At 66.6% G+C, this 15,981-nt stretch carries 16 protein-coding genes; 2 read left to right on the top strand and 14 right to left on the bottom strand.

Annotated features, from left to right (window positions below; genetic code table 11):
* Window positions 1-80: 80 nt before the first annotated feature.
* From paaE to paaF, 11 genes are all read right to left on the bottom strand, one after another.
* Window positions 81-1,157 carry a 1,2-phenylacetyl-CoA epoxidase subunit PaaE gene (paaE, locus tag BMY03_RS00090; protein ID WP_094009896.1) on the bottom strand — a complete coding sequence of 359 codons (1,077 nt, stop codon included), beginning with the start codon at window positions 1,155-1,157 and terminating at the stop codon, window positions 81-83.
* 15 nt (window positions 1,158-1,172) lie between these two features.
* Window positions 1,173-1,697 carry a 1,2-phenylacetyl-CoA epoxidase subunit PaaD gene (gene paaD, locus BMY03_RS00095; RefSeq protein ID WP_094009897.1) on the bottom strand — a complete coding sequence of 175 codons (525 nt, stop codon included), beginning with the start codon at window positions 1,695-1,697 and terminating at the stop codon, window positions 1,173-1,175.
* Entirely contained in the window at window positions 1,684-2,442 is a 759-nt protein-coding gene (gene paaC, locus BMY03_RS00100; protein ID WP_094009898.1) for a 1,2-phenylacetyl-CoA epoxidase subunit PaaC, read from the bottom strand. The genes paaD and paaC overlap by 14 nt, the downstream gene beginning before the upstream one ends.
* An 8-nt stretch (window positions 2,443-2,450) precedes the next feature.
* A complete protein-coding gene (gene paaB / locus BMY03_RS00105; protein WP_023631078.1) occupies window positions 2,451-2,732 on the bottom strand; it encodes a 1,2-phenylacetyl-CoA epoxidase subunit PaaB in 282 nt (93 codons plus the stop codon).
* Window positions 2,733-2,758: 26 nt separating this feature from the next.
* The gene (gene paaA, locus BMY03_RS00110; RefSeq protein ID WP_094009899.1) at window positions 2,759-3,748 is read right to left on the bottom strand and encodes a 1,2-phenylacetyl-CoA epoxidase subunit PaaA; all 990 of its coding nucleotides are present in this window, start codon (window positions 3,746-3,748) and stop codon (window positions 2,759-2,761) included.
* Between the two features lie 215 nt (window positions 3,749-3,963).
* Window positions 3,964-5,283, bottom strand: a complete 1,320-nt coding sequence (gene paaK, locus BMY03_RS00115) for a phenylacetate--CoA ligase PaaK (RefSeq protein ID WP_038707537.1) — start codon at window positions 5,281-5,283, stop codon at window positions 3,964-3,966.
* 94 nt (window positions 5,284-5,377) lie between these two features.
* Window positions 5,378-6,598, bottom strand: coding sequence for a 3-oxoadipyl-CoA thiolase (pcaF, locus tag BMY03_RS00120; RefSeq protein ID WP_094009900.1), 1,221 nt, complete (start codon window positions 6,596-6,598; stop codon window positions 5,378-5,380).
* On the bottom strand, window positions 6,591-7,040 hold the full coding sequence (gene paaI, locus BMY03_RS00125) for a hydroxyphenylacetyl-CoA thioesterase PaaI (protein WP_038706126.1): 450 nt from the start codon (window positions 7,038-7,040) through the stop codon (window positions 6,591-6,593). The genes pcaF and paaI overlap by 8 nt, the downstream gene beginning before the upstream one ends.
* A complete protein-coding gene (paaH, locus tag BMY03_RS00130) occupies window positions 7,033-8,550 on the bottom strand; it encodes a 3-hydroxyacyl-CoA dehydrogenase PaaH (RefSeq protein ID WP_094009901.1) in 1,518 nt (505 codons plus the stop codon). Before paaH ends, paaI begins: the two co-directional genes overlap by 8 nt.
* Before the next feature lie 2 nt (window positions 8,551-8,552).
* Entirely contained in the window at window positions 8,553-9,347 is a 795-nt protein-coding gene (paaG, locus tag BMY03_RS00135; RefSeq protein WP_094009902.1) for a 2-(1,2-epoxy-1,2-dihydrophenyl)acetyl-CoA isomerase PaaG, read from the bottom strand.
* A 31-nt stretch (window positions 9,348-9,378) separates the two neighbouring features.
* Window positions 9,379-10,152 carry a 2,3-dehydroadipyl-CoA hydratase PaaF gene (gene paaF, locus BMY03_RS00140; RefSeq protein ID WP_094009903.1) on the bottom strand — a complete coding sequence of 258 codons (774 nt, stop codon included), beginning with the start codon at window positions 10,150-10,152 and terminating at the stop codon, window positions 9,379-9,381.
* A 339-nt stretch (window positions 10,153-10,491) separates the two neighbouring features.
* Here paaF and paaY point away from each other — a divergent pair, with 339 nt between their 5' ends.
* Together paaY and paaX are read left to right on the top strand one after the other, a co-directional pair.
* The gene (gene paaY, locus BMY03_RS00145) at window positions 10,492-11,091 is read left to right on the top strand and encodes a phenylacetic acid degradation protein PaaY (RefSeq protein WP_094009904.1); all 600 of its coding nucleotides are present in this window, start codon (window positions 10,492-10,494) and stop codon (window positions 11,089-11,091) included.
* 59 nt (window positions 11,092-11,150) lie between these two features.
* Window positions 11,151-12,074 carry a phenylacetic acid degradation operon negative regulatory protein PaaX gene (paaX, locus tag BMY03_RS00150; protein WP_094009905.1) on the top strand — a complete coding sequence of 308 codons (924 nt, stop codon included), beginning with the start codon at window positions 11,151-11,153 and terminating at the stop codon, window positions 12,072-12,074.
* A gap of 56 nt (window positions 12,075-12,130) precedes the next feature.
* Here paaX and BMY03_RS00155 read toward each other — a convergent pair whose 3' ends face one another.
* From BMY03_RS00155 to BMY03_RS00165, 3 genes are all read right to left on the bottom strand, one after another.
* On the bottom strand, window positions 12,131-13,114 hold the full coding sequence (locus BMY03_RS00155; protein WP_094009906.1) for a fatty acid desaturase family protein: 984 nt from the start codon (window positions 13,112-13,114) through the stop codon (window positions 12,131-12,133).
* A 19-nt stretch (window positions 13,115-13,133) separates the two neighbouring features.
* Window positions 13,134-14,201: a GNAT family N-acetyltransferase gene (locus BMY03_RS00160; RefSeq protein ID WP_094009907.1), complete on the bottom strand. Its 1,068-nt coding sequence runs from the start codon at window positions 14,199-14,201 to the stop codon at window positions 13,134-13,136.
* A 438-nt stretch (window positions 14,202-14,639) separates the two neighbouring features.
* Window positions 14,640-15,935 carry a histidine decarboxylase gene (locus tag BMY03_RS00165; protein WP_094009908.1) on the bottom strand — a complete coding sequence of 432 codons (1,296 nt, stop codon included), beginning with the start codon at window positions 15,933-15,935 and terminating at the stop codon, window positions 14,640-14,642.
* Window positions 15,936-15,981 lie beyond the last annotated feature (46 nt).

Consider the following 15,981-nt stretch of genomic DNA (forward strand, 5'->3'; position numbering starts at 1 on the left):
TGTTGTAATTGTTTTTCAGGTCACGCGGGTGTTGCCGAGGGCTTCATCGCTGGCAAGCCAGCGATGAAGGCAATGCGGTCTCAAAGCTGATCGAAGTCGAGCACCACCTTGTCGCTCAGCGGGTAGGTCTGGCACGACAGCACATACCCGGCGGCCACTTCGTAGTCTTCCAGGGCATGGTTGCTGTCCATCTCCACCTCGCCCTCGATCACCTTGCACTTGCAGGTCGAGCACACCCCGGCCTTGCACGAGTACGGCAGCTCGGCGCCGATGGCATTGCCGGCGTCGAGCACGCTGCGGGTGTTGCGCGGCAGGTCGAAGGCCAGGGCGCGGCCATCGCTGATCACGGTCACCTGGCTGACTGCCGAATCCAGCTCGCGGGCCGCTTCACGGGCCTCGCGGCGGGCTTCGCTGCCGGTGGCGGCGAACAGTTCATAGTGGATGCGCGCCTTGTCCATGCCGTTGGCCTGCAGGCTGTCGCGCACGGTTTCGGTCATCGCCTGGGGGCCGCAGATGAAGGCGGCATCGAGTGAGGTCACGTCGAGCCAGCGGGAGAACAGCTGGCCGCACTTGTCGGCGTCGATGCGGCCGTTGTACAGGTCGACGTCCTGTTGCTCGCGGCTGAACACGAAGATCAGGTTGAGGCGCTCGAGGTACTGGTTCTTCAGGTCCTCGAGGCGGTCGCGGAACAGCGCGCTGTTGCTGGCGCGGTTGCCGTACAGCAAGGTGAAGCGGCTGTCTGGTTCAGTGGCCAGCGTGGTGGCGACCAGCGACAGGAGCGGAGTGATGCCGCTGCCTGCGGCCACGCCCAGGTAGTTGCCCCGGCGCGTCGGCTCCAGTGGCACGAAGAAGTTGCCCGACGGAGGCATCACCTCCAATTGCTGGCCGGCCTTGAGCACTTCGTTGGCGAAGGCCGAGAAACGACCGCCCGGCACGCGCTTGACCGCCACGCGCAGCTCGCCATCCTGCACTGCGCTGCAGATCGAATAGGAGCGGCGCACTTCCTCGTCGTCGAGCTGGGTACGCATGACCAGGTACTGGCCCTGGGTGAAACGGAACTCATCGCGCAGGTGCGCGGGCACGTCGAAGGCGATGGACACCGCGTCGCGGGTCTCCTGGCGCACTTGCTTGATGGTCAGGCTGTGAAACTGGCTCATGGCATTCTCCACGGCTCAAAGGCATTTGAAATAGTCGAACGGTTCCAGGCAGGCGCGGCAGCGGTACAGGGCCTTGCAGGCGGTGGAGCCAAACTGGCTGAGCAGTTCGGTATCGGCGCTGCCGCACTGCGGGCAACACACGCTGGGTGCCGCACCGCGCAGGTTGGCGCTGCCCTCGGGTGGGGCGATGCCGTAGGCGCGCAGCCGCTCACGGCCTTGCGCACTGATCCAGTCAGTGCTCCATGCCGGGGTGAAACGACGCTCCAGCGCAGGCTCAGCGAAACCGGCCTGTTCCAGGGCCTGGCGAATGTCACTCTCGATCACCTCGGTGGCCGGGCAGCCAGAGTAGGTCGGGGTGACCACCAGGTGCAGGTGGCCGGCGCGCCAGTCGAGGTCGCGTACGACACCCAGGTCGACCACGCTGACCACTGGCACTTCCGGGTCCATCACCTCGGCCAGTACCGCCCAGGCCCGGCTCAGGTCGCCATCGCGCAAGGCCCTGGCGCCGCGGTCGCCGGCGATCAGCTCACCAGGTCGCATCGGGGTAGGCTCGCGGCAGGCACTGCATTTCAGCCAGCAGCAGGCCGAGGTGTTCGCTGTGCAGGCCCTTGCGCCCGTCCAGGTAGAAGTGGCTGGCGGCCTTGGGCAGGGGCAGGTCGACCGAGGCGAAGATGGCCGTGACGGTGTTCAGCCAGTGCTGGGCGATCCGCGCCGGATCGGCGCCGACACCGGCATTGGCCAGCTGGACTTCGCCGTCGTTGGCCACGCTCAATTCGACCGTGAAGCGCCACAGTGTCGGGATGGCTTCGAGCATGCGCCGACGGCTTTCATCAGTGCCGCCGCCCAGGCGCTGCACCCATTCGCCGGAGCGGCGCAGGTGGTAGGTGACTTCTTTCAGGGCCTTGGCGGCGATGCCGGCGATGCGTTCATCGCGCGAGGCGCCGAGCGCTTCAAGCGTGGCGTGGTGCCAGGCGTCGTAGAGGAACTGCTTGAGCATGGTGACGGCGTAGTCGCCGTTGGGTTGTTCGACCAGCAGCAGGTTGCGGTAGGCGCGCTCGTCGCGGCGGAACGCCAGGGCATCGGCGTCGCGGCCGTCGTCCAACAGTTCGGCGGCATAGTCCAGCCAGTTGCGCGCCTGGCCCACCAGGTCGAGGCCGACGTTCATCAGCGCCAGTTCTTCTTCCAGCGCCGGCGCCTTGCCGCACCACTCGCACAGGCGCTGGCCCTGGACCAGGGCGCTGTCGCCGAGCAGCAGCAGGTATTGGATGAGTGCTTGCTTGTGCATGGCGGGCCTCACATGTGTCCGACTTCGGCGGGCAGCTCGTAGAAGCTGGCATGGCGGTAGACCTTGTCGTCCGCCGGGGCGAACAGTGGGTCCTTCTCGTCGGGCGAAGAGGCGGTGATCAGCGCCGAGGGCACCACCCACAGGCTCACGCCTTCGCTGCGGCGGGTGTACAGCTCGCGGGCGTTCTCAATGGCCATGGCGGCGTCGGCGGCATGCACGCTGCCGACGTGCTTGTGGTTCAGGCCGTGCTTGCTGCGCACGAATACTTCGTAGAGGGTCCAGTCAGACATGCTCGATCTCCGCATCGATGGCCGCTTCAGGCGGCGTTCTTGTTGTGTTGCTTGCGCGCATAGGCCACGGCGGCCTCGCGTACCCAGGCGCCGTCTTCGATGGCCTTGCGGCGGGTGGCGACGCGCTCCTGGTTGCATGGGCCGTTGCCCTTGAGCACCTCGTAGAACTCTTCCCACTGGATCTGGCCGAAGTCGTAATGGCCGCGTTCGGCGTTCCACCTGAGCTCAGGGTCGGGAGCGGTGCAGCCGAGCAGTTCCAGCTGCGGCACGGTCTGGTCGATGAAGCGCTGGCGCAGTTCGTCGTTGCTCTGGCGCTTGATCTTCCAGGCCATGGATTGCGCGCTATTGGGCGAATGTTCGTCGCTGGGGCCGAACATCATCAGCGCCGGCCACCACAGGCGGTCGATGGCGTCCTGGACCATGTCCTTCTGCGCCTGGGTACCGTGGCGCATCATGGTCAGCAGCAGTTCGTAGCCCTGGCGCTGGTGGAAGCTTTCTTCCTTGCAGATGCGGATCATGGCGCGGGAGTAGGGGCCGTAGGAGGTGCGCTGCAGCACCACCTGGTTGACGATCGCCGCGCCGTCCACCAGCCAGCCGACCGCGCCCATGTCGGCCCAGCTCAGGGTCGGGTAGTTGAAGATGCTCGAGTACTTGGCCTTGCCGCTGTGCAGCTTGGCGATCTCTTGGTCGCGGTCGGCGCCAAGGGTTTCCATGGCGCTGTACAGGTACAGACCGTGGCCGGCCTCGTCCTGGATCTTGGCCATCAACTGCAGCTTGCGCTTGAGCGAAGGGGCGCGAGTGACCCAGTTGCCTTCCGGGAGCATGCCGACGATCTCGGAATGGGCGTGCTGGGAAATCTGGCGGATGAGCGTCTGGCGGTAGGCCTCGGGCATCCAGTTCTTGGCTTCGATCTTGATCTCGGCGTCGATCTTCTCCTGGAAGGCGCGCTCTTCGGGCGACATCTCTTCCAGGGTCTTCAGGCGCTTGACGCCGGTTTCTACGAGCTGTGCGTACATGGTCGTGCTCCCGCTGATGGGCTGCTTGGGGCGTGGGTCATTTATAAGCGATACAAAACACAACATCAAACAGTATTTGATGTATCAAATAAGATTTGTGTATCGCTTTCGCATGAGTTGGCCGGGCGTGGCAGCGGGCTTGCCCCGCGATAACGTTCGGCCAGGCGAAAAAAAGCCCCGGAACTTGGCCGGGGCTTTCCAGGAACCGCTATCGGTCAGCTGGCCAGGCGCTTGTCATACACATGACAGGCCTTGCCTTCCGAGCGTTTCAGCGTGCCGCACGGCTGCAACTGGATCTGCGTGCTGATGCCGATGTAGGTCTTGATCTGCTTCGCCAGTTCACCCACCACTTGCTTGCGCTGGCCCTCGTCGAGGTACTGGCTGTCGCTGCGCAGTTCAACATGCACCTCGACGCTGTCGAGATTTCCATTACGATACAGGTGGATCTCATATAGCTCGGAAAGCTGTTTTATCTTGAGTACCTGTTCCTCGATCTGCGTCGGGAACACATTGACCCCGCGAATGATCAGCATGTCGTCGCTGCGCCCGGTGATCTTGCCGATGCGCCGCATCGGCCGCGCCGTGCCCGGCAGCAGGCGGGTGAGGTCGCGGGTGCGGTAGCGCACCATCGGCAACGCCTCCTTGCTCAGCGAGGTGAACACCAGCTCGCCGAGCTGGCCGTCCGGCAGCACCTGGCCTGTGACCGGGTCGATGATCTCGGGGTAGAAATGGTCTTCCCAGATGGTCGGGCCGTCCTTGGTCTCGATGCACTCCATGGCCACGCCCGGGCCCATGATTTCCGACAGCCCGTAGATATCCAGGGCGTCGATGCCCAGGCGCTGCTCGATGGCGCGGCGCAGTTCGTCGGTCCAGGGTTCGGCGCCGAAGATGCCCAGGCGCAGCTTGAGGTCGTGCGGGTCGATGCCCTGGCGCTCGATCTCGTCGGCGAGGTTGAGCATGTACGAGGGGGTGACCATGATGATGTCCGGCTGGAAGTCGCGGATCAGCTGCACCTGCTTCTCGGTCTGGCCGCCGGACATGGGGATCACCGTGCAGCCCAGGCGCTCGGCGCCGTAGTGCGCGCCCAGGCCGCCGGTGAACAGGCCGTAGCCGTAGGAGACATGCACCTTGTCGCCGCGGCGCCCGCCGGCGGCGCGAATCGAGCGCGCCACCACGTTGGCCCAGGTGTCGATGTCGTTCTGGGTGTAGCCGACCACCGTCGGCTTGCCGGTGGTGCCGCTGGAGGCGTGCAGGCGCACCACCTGGTCCTGGGGCACGGCAAACATGCCGTAGGGGTAGTTGTCGCGCAGGTCGTTCTTGCCGGTGAAGGGGAAGCGGGCCAGGTCCTCCAGCGATTTCAGGTCGTCGGGATGGGCGCCACAGGCGTCGAAGCGCTGGCGGTACAGCGGCACATTGGCGTAGGCGTGGTTCAGGCTCCAGCGCAGGCGCTCCAGCTGGTGCTGGCGCAGTGCGTCGAGGCTGGCGGTTTCCATCGGGTCGAGCAGGGCGCGGTCGGCATCGTGGTAGAGATTCATGGTTTCACTCGAGTTGTTCTTGTCGTGGGCCGGGGCCCTGAGTGTCATGGCAGGCAGCATACTGCCCGCGTCGCGTGGCGTCTCTGGCGGCTGATCAGAGGCGCTCGATCACCAGGGCGATGCCCTGGCCGACGCCGATGCACATGGTGCACAGGGCGTAACGGCCGCCGGTCTGCTCCAGCTGGTGCAGGGCGGTGGTGACCAGTCGTGCGCCGCTCATGCCCAGCGGGTGGCCCAGGGCAATGGCGCCACCGTTGGGGTTGACCCGCGGATCGTCGTCGGCCAGGCCCAGCTCGCGCAGCACGGCCAGGCCCTGGGCGGCAAAGGCTTCGTTGAGCTCGATCACGTCCATGTCGGCCAGCGCCAGGCCGGTCAGCTCCAGTACCTTGTGGGTCGCCGGCACCGGGCCGATGCCCATGAGGCGTGGCTCGACGCCCGCCACCGCCAGGCCGAGCACCCGGCCACGGGCCTTGAGGCCGTGGCGTTGCGCGGCCCGTGGGCTGGCCAGCAGCAGGGCGCAGGCGCCGTCATTGACCCCCGAGGCATTGCCGGCGGTGACGCTGCCGCCCTCACGGAACGGCGTGCCCAGGCGCGCCAGTTGTTCCAGGGTGGTGTCGCCTCGTGGATGTTCATCATGCTCGACGCGTTTGGGCGGGCCTTTGCGCTGCGGGATCTCCACCGCGACGATCTCCTGGGCCAGACGGCCATTGGCCTGGGCGGCGGCGGCCTTGAGCTGGCTGCGCAGGGCGAAGGCATCCTGGTCTTCGCGGGAGATGTCGAAGCGCTCGGCGACGTTCTCGGCGGTTTCGGGCATCGAATCGATGCCGTATTGCGCCTGCATCGAAGGGTTGACGAAGCGCCAGCCGATGGTGGTGTCGAACAGTTGCGCGCTGCGGCCAAAGGCCTGTTCCGACTTGCCCATGACGAAGGGTGCCCGCGACATCGACTCGACGCCGCCGGCCAGCATCAGCCCGGCTTCGCCGCAGCGCAGGGCGCGGGCAGCGTTGCCGATGGCGTCGAGGCCCGAGCCACACAGGCGGTTGATCGTGGTGCCGGGCACCTCGATCGGCAGCCCGGCCAGCAGGCCGGCCATGCGCGCGATGTTGCGGTTGTCTTCGCCGGCCTGGTTGGCGCAGCCGAAGATCACATCGTCCAGCGCCGCCCAGTCCAGCCCGGGATGGCGCGCCATCAGCGCCTTGATCGGCACCGCGGCAAGGTCGTCGGGGCGCACGCTCGACAGGGCGCCGCCGTAGCGGCCGATGGGGGTGCGCACGGCATCGATGATCAGCGCGTGGGGCAGGCTGGCGTCAGTCATTTGAAGTCTCCGGCGACAGCACGGTGCCGCGCACTTTGTAGGATTTGCCGTGGAACAGGGCGATCAGCTCGCCCTGCTGGTTCTCGATGCGCACGTCGTAGTTGCCGGTGCGGCCTTTGCGGCTTTGTTCGCTGGCGCTGGCCTGCAGGCGGTCGCCGAGCCGCGCCGGGGCCACATAGTCGATGCTGCAACCCAGGGCCACGGCCGCTTCATCGTAGCTGTTGCAGGCGAAGGCGAAGGCCGAATCGGCCAGGGCGAACAGGTAGCCGCCATGGCAGGTGCCGTGGCCCTGGATCATGTCGGCGCGCACGGTCATGCCCAGGCGGGCGCTGCCGGGGCCGGCTTCGAGCAGCTCGATGCCCAGGCCCTGGCTGGCGGCGTCACGGCCGAACATGGCCTCGGCGCAGGCGCGGGCCAAAGCGTGTGTGGATTGATCAGCCATGCAGGCGGCCTCCTTCGGCGTGGGTGCGGCGCAGCAACAGGGACGGCCGGTAACGTTCCTCGCCGTAGCTGCGTTGCAGGTTGTCGAGCACGTTCAGGGTGTAGCCGATGCCCAGCTGGTCGGCCCAGGCCAGCGGGCCGCGCGGGTAGTTGACCCCGGCGCGCATCGCCAGGTCGATGTCGCCGGGGGTGGCGACGCCTTGCAGCACGGCGTCGGCGGCTTCGTTGGCGAGCATGGCCACGGTGCGCAGCACCACCAGGCCGGGCAGGTCGGCCACCTGGCAGGCGCTCAGGCCGGCCCGGGCAAGCAGGGCGACGGCCTGGTCCAGGGCCACGGCGCCGCATTCGGCGCCGTGGCTGATGGCCAGGCGCGGGGCGCTGGCGTAGTCCAGGGCCAGGTCCAGCAGCACCAGGTTGCGCAAGCCGTCCTCGCGGGCGCGCTGGCTGGCCAGGCGGCCATCGGACAACGCCAGGGTGGCATCTCCCACACGGAGCAGGCCGGTGCCGGCGCGTTCGGTGACGCCGACACCATTGGCGCGCAAGCGCTCGACCAGGGGCTGCAGGGCACCCAGGTCACCCTCCACCGTGCAGCGTTTGACAGACGTCTGACTGGTGAGCGTTGCGGGCTCTGGCCGCTCGGTACCTTCGGTGTAGCTGTAGAAGCCTTGGCCGGTCTTGCGCCCGAGCCGTCCTGCGTCGACCAGCTCTTTCTGCACCAGCGACGGCTGAAAGCGGAAATCGCCATAGAAGGCTTCGAACACCGAGCAGGTCACCGCGTAGTTGACGTCGTGGCCGATCAAGTCGGTGAGTTCGAATGCGCCCATGCGAAAGCCCCCGGCATCGCGCAGCAGGGCATCGAGGGTGGCGCAGTCGGCGGCGCCTTCCTGCAGCAGGCGCAGGCTTTCGGCATAGAAGGGCCGGGCCACGCGGTTGACGATAAAGCCCGGCGTCGAACGGGCATGCACCGGTTGCTTGCCCCAGGCGCGGGCGGTGTCGTAAAGCGTGGCCGCCAGGCTCGGCGCGGTGGCCAGCCCGGAGACGACCTCCACCAGCGCCATCAAGGGCGCCGGGTTGAAGAAGTGCATGCCAATGACCCGCTCCGGGTGTTTGAGCCCGGCGGCGAGGCTGGTGATCGACAGCGAGGAAGTGTTGCTGGCCAGGATGCAGTCCGTGGCGCACAGGCCTTCAAGCCGACGCAGCAGGTCCTGTTTGACAGGCAGTTGTTCGACGATGGCTTCGATCACCAGATGGGCGTCGGCCAGGGCGTCGAGGGTATCCACCGGTTGCAGCCGGTCGCGGATCACGCTGCGGCTGTCAGGCGCAAGCTTGCCTTTTTCCACCTGCCGGCCGAGCAGGCGATCGATGCCTTCGATCGCCTGCTCGGCGGCGCCGGGGCGCGTATCGTAGAGGCGCACGGGATGGCCGGCCTGGGCCGCCACCTGGGCGATGCCGGCCCCCATGGCGCCTGCGCCGATCACTGCCACCAGGGCGTCATTGTCGAGTGCGGCCATGATCAGCGCCCCTTGAACACAGGTGTACGTTTGTTCATGAAGGCGCTGACGCCCTCGCGGTAGTCCTCGCTGCGCCCGGCCAGGCGCTGGAGGTCGCGCTCGAGCTCCAGCTGCTCATCGAAGCGGTTGTCGAAGCTCTGGTTGAGGGCACGCTTGATCAAGGCCAGGCCGTAGGTGGGCTGGGCCGCCAGGTGACGGGCCAGGCCAAGTGCTTCGTCGCGCAGCGCGGCATCGTCCACCACCCGGTGGATCAGCCCCCATTGCTCGGCCTGCTCGGCGCTCAGGCGCTCGCCCAGCAGGGCCAGCGCCTTGGCCCGGGCCATGCCGACCAGCCTGGGCAGCAACCAGGTGCCGCCGGAGTCCGGCACCAGGCCAATCTTGCAGAACGCCTGGATGAAGCTCGCCGAGCGTGCCGCCAGCACCAGGTCGCAGGCCAGTGGCAGGTTGGCCCCGGCACCGGCGGCCACGCCGTTGACCGCGCAGATCACCGGCAGCGGCAGGTCGCGCAGGCTGCGCACCAGCGGGTTGTAGAACTGCTCGATGGACTGGCCAAGGTCGGGCAGCTCGGCGCCGGGCGCGACATTGCGGTCGGCCAGGTCCTGGCCTGCGCAGAAGCCACGGCCTTCGCCGGTCAGCAGCAGTACCCGGGCGCGTTCGCTGTGGCGTACCTGCTTCAAGGCCTCGCGCACCTCCAGGTGCATCGCGGTATTGAAGCTGTTGAGCTGCTCGGGCCGGTTGAGCGAGAGGAGGGCAACGCCGTCGTCGCCGATGGAAAACAGGATGTGCTGGAAAGACATGACTGGCTCGCTCCGTCAGTCGGTGGAAGGCTTACAGCCCTTGGAATCGGGCCGGGCGTTTTTCCTGGAAGGCGCGGATGCCTTCGTTGCGGTCGGCGGTGCCGGCCAGCAGGGTGAAGGCGTGGCGCTCGAAGCGCAGGCCGCTCGCCAGGTCCATGTCCTGGGCCTTGAGCAGCGCCTCCTTGGCCAGGCGCACCGCCAGCGGCGCCTTGGCGGCGACCGCTACGGCCACCTGCAGAGCACGCTCGACGGTGAGTTCGGGCTCGGTGACTTCACTGACCAAGCCGGCCTGCAGGGCATGGCGGGCGCCGATGGCCTCGCCACCGAGGACCATCTGCATGGCCAGCGGCTTGCCCACGGCGCGCAGCAGGCGCTGGGTGCCGCCGGCGCCGGGGAGGATGCCGAGGTTGATTTCCGGCTGGCCGAAACGGGCGTCGCTGCCGGCGATGACGATATCGGCGCACATCACCAGTTCGCAGCCGCCGCCGAGGGCGAAGCCGTTGACCGCGGCGATCAGGGGTTTGCCGAAACCGGCGATGCTTTGCCAGTGGGCCACGCGTGGGTCGTCGAGGATGCCGACCAGGTCGCGCTCGGCCATTTCGTTGATATCGGCGCCGGCGGCGAAGGCCTTGCGGCTGCCGGTGATGACCACGGCTCGGATCTGCGGATCCTGGTCGGCGGCATGCAGTTCTGCGGCCAGCTCTTCCAGCAGCGCTGTGTTCAGGGCGTTCAGGGCTTGCGGGCGGTGCAGGGTGATCAGACGGACACCGTCCGCCGGGGCCTGCACGATGAGGTTGCTTGGCATGGGATACCTCGGGCTGCACGTTCGGCGCCGGCTTGGGCCGGCTTTTCTTGGAGTTGCTCGTGGTGCTGGGGCAAGTATATGTTCAATGCGATACATAAAATCAACGTGGAAATTGTAATTACGTATCTGTATATGAGGCGAGTGACGCTATCGCGGGGCAAGCCCGCTCCCACACAGCCTTGCTTTCATAGCTGATATTGGGGCGGGCTTGCCTAGTGATGAGGTCTTCACTGGTCGGAAGCTTGGTGAAGAAAGCGATACACCAGCAAGGCATTGACTAAGGGATTTGATCTGATACAGGATCAACAAGTCTTCTGAATCATATCGAGAGCCAGACCCATGCCCTGCTACCGCCTCGACGGCCTGACCCCCGTGGTCCATCCCAGCGCCTATGTACACCCCAGCGCCGTGCTGATCGGCGACGTGCTGGTCGGCGCAAACTGCTACATCGGCCCCTTGGCCTCGCTGCGCGGCGATTTCGGGCGAATCATCCTGGAAGAGGGCGCCAACCTGCAGGACACCTGCGTGATGCACGGTTTTCCCGGCGGCGACACGGTGGTCGAGCGCAACGGCCATATCGGCCATGGCGCCGTGCTGCACGGCTGCCGGATCGGCGAGGATGCCCTGGTCGGCATGAACGCGGTGGTCATGGACGCCGCGCATATCGCCCCGCGCTGCATCGTCGCCGCCACGGCCTTCGTCAAGGCCGGCTTCGAATGCCCGCAGCAACACCTGGTGGTCGGCGCGCCGGCCGTGGCCAAGCGCCCGCTCAGCGACCAGGAACTGGCCTGGAAACAGCGCGGTACCGCCGAATACCACAGCCTCGCCCGGCGTTGCCTGAGCGCGCTGGTGGAATGCCCGCCATTGACCGCGCCGGAGCAGGACCGCCCGCGCATGGGCGACTCCGGCTTCAGGCCCAAGGCCGAGGGCGGTGCATGAGCCTTGCGCGGTCGCGGCAGGCAGGTATAGTCGAGGCTTTAGCCGCGCCTCGTTCCCCCATGAGCAGCCTTGCCCCCCTGAATCACCTGATCACCCGTTTCCAGGAGCAGACGCCGATCCGCGCCAGCTCCCTGATCATCACTCTCTACGGCGATGCCATCGAACCCCATGGCGGCACGGTCTGGCTGGGCAGCCTGATCAACCTGCTGGAGCCGATGGGCATTAACGAGCGGCTGATCCGCACCTCGATCTTCCGCCTGACCAAGGAAGGCTGGCTGACCGCCGAAAAGGTCGGTCGGCGCAGCTATTACAGCCTCACCGGCACCGGCCGGCGGCGCTTCGAAAAAGCCTTCAAGCGCGTCTACAGCGCCAGCCTGCCGGCCTGGAACGGCGCCTGGACCCTGGTGCTGCTGGCCCAGCTCGATGCCACCAAGCGCAAGGCCGTGCGTGAAGAGCTCGAGTGGCAAGGCTTCGGCGTCATGGGCGCGAACCTGCTGGGCTGCCCGCGCACCGACCGTGCCGACCTCGCTGCGACCCTGCGCGAGCAGGATGCCGAGGACGACTGCATCGTCTTCGAGACCCACGCCCAGGAAGTGCTGGCCTCCAAGGCCCTGCGCGCCCAGGTGCGGGAAAGCTGGAACATCGAGGAACTGGGCCAGCACTACAGCGAGTTCATCCACCTGTTCCGCCCGTTGTGGCAGGCGATGAAGGACCTGGACGCGCCAAGCCCGCAGGACTGCTTCCTGGCGCGCACGCTGCTGATCCACGAGTACCGCCGCCTGCTGCTGCGTGATCCGCAGTTGCCGGACGAGCTATTGCCGGGGGATTGGGAAGGCCGCGCGGCGCGGCAGCTGTGCCGCAACCTGTACCGGCTGGTGCAGGGCAGGGCGGAGGAATACCTGGCCAGTGCGCTGGAGACGGCGGATGGGCCGTTGCCGGATGCCAACGAGAGTTACTTCAAGCGCTTTGGTGGGCTTGCTTGACAGGTGGTGCCCTGTAGGAACGGTCTTGCCCGTGCCTACAGGGGAGGGTGACGTTCTCAGCCACGCTGATCGAAGAAATGCCCCATCAGCTGCAACAACGGCCGGCGTCGGTTCTTCACCGCGAACTCCCATTCATGCGTCTGCGACGGCGCATGGCCGAGCTCATGCTCGCCCAGCAACTTCTGCACCTTGGCCAGGCGGTACCAGGGCACCGAGGGGAAGGCATGGTGGACGATGTGCAGGTTGAAGTTGAGGATCACGAAGCGCGACCACAGCGGCAGGCTCTTGCAGTCGTGGGACACGCCGTCCTGCTCCCAGAACTGCAGGCGATCGGCATCGCGGGCGAGCAGCGGGGCCTCGGCGTGGTGCGGCAGGTTGAGCAGCTCGACCATGAAGAACAGGAACACCCAGGTGATCAGGTAGAACAGCACCAGGTCCAGCAGGTGCCCCAGGCTCCAGGCCAGCACGGCCGCCGCCAGGTAGCCGGCCAGGTACAGGCGGGCGAAGCGGATCTCCTTGAGGATCCGTGGCGAACTGTCGCCCTTGGCCTTGGCGATGAAGGGCGCGCGCCAGTTGAGCAGGAAGTGGTTGGCGGCGATCATCGGGATCCAGTGCTTCCAGACGAACTCCAGGGTGCGCTCCTGCTTCTTGGTCATCACCGAGAAGCGCTCGATCATGCCGCGGTTCTCCGGGTCGTTCAGCGGGTGCGCAGTCCAGGTGTGGTGGGCCATGTGGAAGCGCCGGCGGACCAGGAACGGCAGGGCGATCAGCCAGCCGTTGCAGTGGCCGATGAAGTCGTTGAACCGACGGTTGGCCGAGGCGGCGCCGTGGGTCGCCTCGTGCATGATCAGGTAGAGCTGCACGGTGGCCAGACCTGCCAGCGCCAGGCCCAGCAACTGCAGGGCGGTGGAGTCGGCGAGCCACAGGTTCCAGGCCACCGCCAGCAGCAGCAGGTCGGCGACCCACAACATCACGGTCCAGGGTTCCCGGGCGCCGTCGGGGATCTGTTTTCTTACACTAAGCCATTGGTCCTTGGTCACTTGCTGAAACTCCGATCGGTTAGCTGGCGGCCCGGGAAACCGGGGCCGCGGGAAGGCTGCAGAGGTTGTTGGCCAAGTGCGCGTAGGCCAGGTCGAAGCGGGCGATGTCGTCATCGAAACCGTGGCTGCGCGGCGCCACGGCAAAGTCCTGGAACACCAGCTGGATGCAGTCGTAGCGGCTGCCGTTCTCCAGGTGCCAGGCCGGCAGGTAGGCGGTGATCGCAAAGCCCAGGCGGCGCAGGCTGGCCAGCAGCTCCAGCTTGTCGGCGAGGATCACCAGGCCGACGTACTCGGCCTGGGAATACTGACGCAGCAGCGCGCCCAGCTCGGTCAGCACGGCATGGGTCGAGCCATAGCGGCCGCATTGGCCCGACAGCATCAGCGCGGCGGCCTGCGGGTCGTGGCTGTAGCTGAGCTGGCCATGGCGTTCGATGCCGGTCGGGCCGCTGAGGTAGGTGTCCGGGTAGCTGCCGGGGGCAACGGCAAGCTGCAGGGCGGGGTAGAGCAGCCTGCGGATATAGTCGGCGGCGCGGGTGGTCACGTACCAGGGGGCGACGTGCGCGAAGCCGGCCTGGGGTACAGGGTGGATGGCGGTCAGGTGGTACTCGCGCAGGCCATCGACCTTGTCCGGGCCGCCGTCATGGCCCACCAGCACGGCGGGGCGGATCTTCTTCATGACACCGTGGCTGGCGATGTTGCGGGTAATGTAGAAGCCCAGTTCCATGGGCGCTGGCCGGTGCGTCTCGAAACCGAGGCGGACCAGGCTGGAGATGGCGCCGGTCCTGCGCGCGTCAGGGTGAATAACACCGTGGCACACCTCCCACGACTGGTTCCACGGGCGGCGGGCGATGCAGCAGCAACCGGCCAGGTTGCCCTCGGCCTCGGCGACGAACCACTGCTGTTGCCCGCTGCTCATCGAGTGGCGGATGTAGGACGCGCTCTGGCAGGGGTGGGTGGTCTGCCCATAGACCTGCTGGAACAGCGCGGCGAGGGCTTCGATATCGGCGGGGTTGGCCGGGCGATAGCGCAGTGTTTCGGTTTCCGGCAACGGCGCAACGGCCGTTTGCGGCGAACGGATCGCAGTCATGACGCACCTTTTGTCTTTATTGAAGGCGAACGAAGGCAGTGACCGCCCAGGGCAGGTCACGGGCAGGTGTCGGTTTTGGCGCTGCGGTCAGTGGCGGGAATGTCGTCGGTTGACGGCGAAGCAGGCGGGGGCGAGCAAAAGGCAAGGCAGGGCGGGTTTGAACGGAGCGTCATCCGTGAGCATGGCCATTACGCAACTCCTGTACATGGCGGGGTTCTTGTCCGAGGCAAACAGAAATCCTTCCCGTTGCCAGGAAACGGACTATAGAGCCACGCCATGGGCTGTCAAACGCGCACGGAGGGTCGCCTGCGCGGTGGTCTCTGCGGGGCGGCCAAGGGGCGGATCAGCCCGCCCCCGGTTTTTCGGCACGCCAGCTTCCAGGCGCGCGCGTTGTAGGCACAGGCTTACATGCAAACGCCCGGAATGACGACTCGGCGTTCAGCTATCGCTGCCCTTGGGATGGGCGATGATGCGTTGCGGTTCGGCTTTTCCCAGGCCCGGCGCTGGCACCCGCAGAGGCTGGCTGGCAGTGCTGTAGACCTGGGTGCGAGTGGCCAGCCCGTCGACCAGGGCGCCTTGCAACGGTTGCCTGGCTGGTGGCTTGCCACGGGCCTTGAGATCGGCGATCACCTCGTCGACCAAGGCATCGATCTGCGTGCTGTCCCGGTGGTGGGCGGTGGTGATCAAGTGCGCGGTGTCGCCCGAGGTGGCCAGGCAATGACGCTTCCACACGCTGGCCGAGGGGCAGGGGAACACCACGGTGATCGAATTGGGATTGCGCCAGGCGTCGATCCCCGCCGCCCGCAGCCGGTCCACCGCATGCTGGGCCAGGTCCAGGCAGCGTTGGATACGTTCACGCCAGTCGTCCATGGAGCGGCTGCGCAGGGCGGCCCACATCATCAGCGGCGTGTGGCCGTTGCGCGAGCCGCTGATGGTCTGGTCGCGGGCGCTGATGTAGTCGACCTCCACCGAGATGCGTTCGACGTTGGCGCGCCGTGCCACGACGATGCCGCAGGGCATCGGCGAGCCGATCATCTTGTGCCCCGAGACGCAGATCGAGTCGATGCCGTCGGCGAACGAGTAGGGCTCGGGAGCGTCGACGAAGGGCAGGATCATGCCGCTGAGTGCCGCGTCGGCATGCAGGTAGTAGTCCTCCCGGCGGATGCCGGCCTGGGCCAGGCGCTGCTGGATGGTGGCGATGTTGTCAGTGGCGCCGCGCAGGGTGGTGCCGATGTTGGCGAAGATGATCGGGTGGTGCTCGCCGTCGGCCGCGATCCGTGCGACCAGGTCGTCGTAGTCCATCTCGCCATTGGCCTGGGACGCCACCACCTGGGCCTTGATGCGCAGCAGGCGGACGATCTTGGCCACCGAGTAGTGGGTGTCCTGGGAGTAGTAGAGCGTGGCGTCGGGGAACAGCTCGCGGCCCAGGTAGCAGCCGAACATGTTGCCTTCGGTGCCGCCGTTGGTGACGTAGCCCCAGCTGTCCTCGAAGGGGATGTGGAACAGTTCGGCGAAGAAGCGCATCACCTCGCGCTCGAAATCGAAGGAATTGAGCAGGTAGTTGCTGTACTCGTTCCAGTCGCCGCAGTTGTTGATGGAAAAGCGCATGAAACGGTGCAGCAGGCTGTAGTCGAAGTCGGCGGATTCGGGGTAGCCGACATTGAAGTACTGGTGGGTGAGGCAGTAGCGCCAGAACGCCTCGAGACGTGTGTGGTCGGCAGGTGAGAATGTCATGTCCAGCTCCATGGAGCGCGCCCGGCCGACCAGGGCCGGGCGCGTT

Source organism: Pseudomonas soli (assembly GCF_900110655.1).
In the GTDB taxonomy this organism is placed as follows: domain Bacteria; phylum Pseudomonadota; class Gammaproteobacteria; order Pseudomonadales; family Pseudomonadaceae; genus Aquipseudomonas; species Aquipseudomonas soli.

What these genes read in the sequence shown, in the direction of transcription:
- paaE (WP_094009896.1), bottom strand. Translation starts at nt 1,157, where the DNA reads ATGAGCCAGTTTCACAGCCTGACCATCAAGCAAGTGCGCCAGGAGACC.
- paaD (WP_094009897.1), bottom strand. Translation starts at nt 1,697, where the DNA reads ATGCGACCTGGTGAGCTGATCGCCGGCGACCGCGGCGCCAGGGCCTTG.
- paaC (WP_094009898.1), bottom strand. Translation starts at nt 2,442, where the DNA reads ATGCACAAGCAAGCACTCATCCAATACCTGCTGCTGCTCGGCGACAGC.
- pcaF (WP_094009900.1), bottom strand. Translation starts at nt 6,598, where the DNA reads ATGACTGACGCCAGCCTGCCCCACGCGCTGATCATCGATGCCGTGCGC.
- BMY03_RS00160 (WP_094009907.1), bottom strand. Translation starts at nt 14,201, where the DNA reads ATGACTGCGATCCGTTCGCCGCAAACGGCCGTTGCGCCGTTGCCGGAA.
- paaX (WP_094009905.1), top strand. Translation starts at nt 11,151, where the DNA reads ATGAGCAGCCTTGCCCCCCTGAATCACCTGATCACCCGTTTCCAGGAG.
- paaG (WP_094009902.1), bottom strand. Translation starts at nt 9,347, where the DNA reads ATGTCTTTCCAGCACATCCTGTTTTCCATCGGCGACGACGGCGTTGCC.
- paaI (WP_038706126.1), bottom strand. Translation starts at nt 7,040, where the DNA reads ATGGCTGATCAATCCACACACGCTTTGGCCCGCGCCTGCGCCGAGGCC.
- paaA (WP_094009899.1), bottom strand. Translation starts at nt 3,748, where the DNA reads ATGTACGCACAGCTCGTAGAAACCGGCGTCAAGCGCCTGAAGACCCTG.
- BMY03_RS00165 (WP_094009908.1), bottom strand. Translation starts at nt 15,935, where the DNA reads ATGACATTCTCACCTGCCGACCACACACGTCTCGAGGCGTTCTGGCGC.
- paaB (WP_023631078.1), bottom strand. Translation starts at nt 2,732, where the DNA reads ATGTCTGACTGGACCCTCTACGAAGTATTCGTGCGCAGCAAGCACGGC.
- paaY (WP_094009904.1), top strand. Translation starts at nt 10,492, where the DNA reads ATGCCCTGCTACCGCCTCGACGGCCTGACCCCCGTGGTCCATCCCAGC.
- paaK (WP_038707537.1), bottom strand. Translation starts at nt 5,283, where the DNA reads ATGAATCTCTACCACGATGCCGACCGCGCCCTGCTCGACCCGATGGAA.
- paaF (WP_094009903.1), bottom strand. Translation starts at nt 10,152, where the DNA reads ATGCCAAGCAACCTCATCGTGCAGGCCCCGGCGGACGGTGTCCGTCTG.
- paaH (WP_094009901.1), bottom strand. Translation starts at nt 8,550, where the DNA reads ATGGCCGCACTCGACAATGACGCCCTGGTGGCAGTGATCGGCGCAGGC.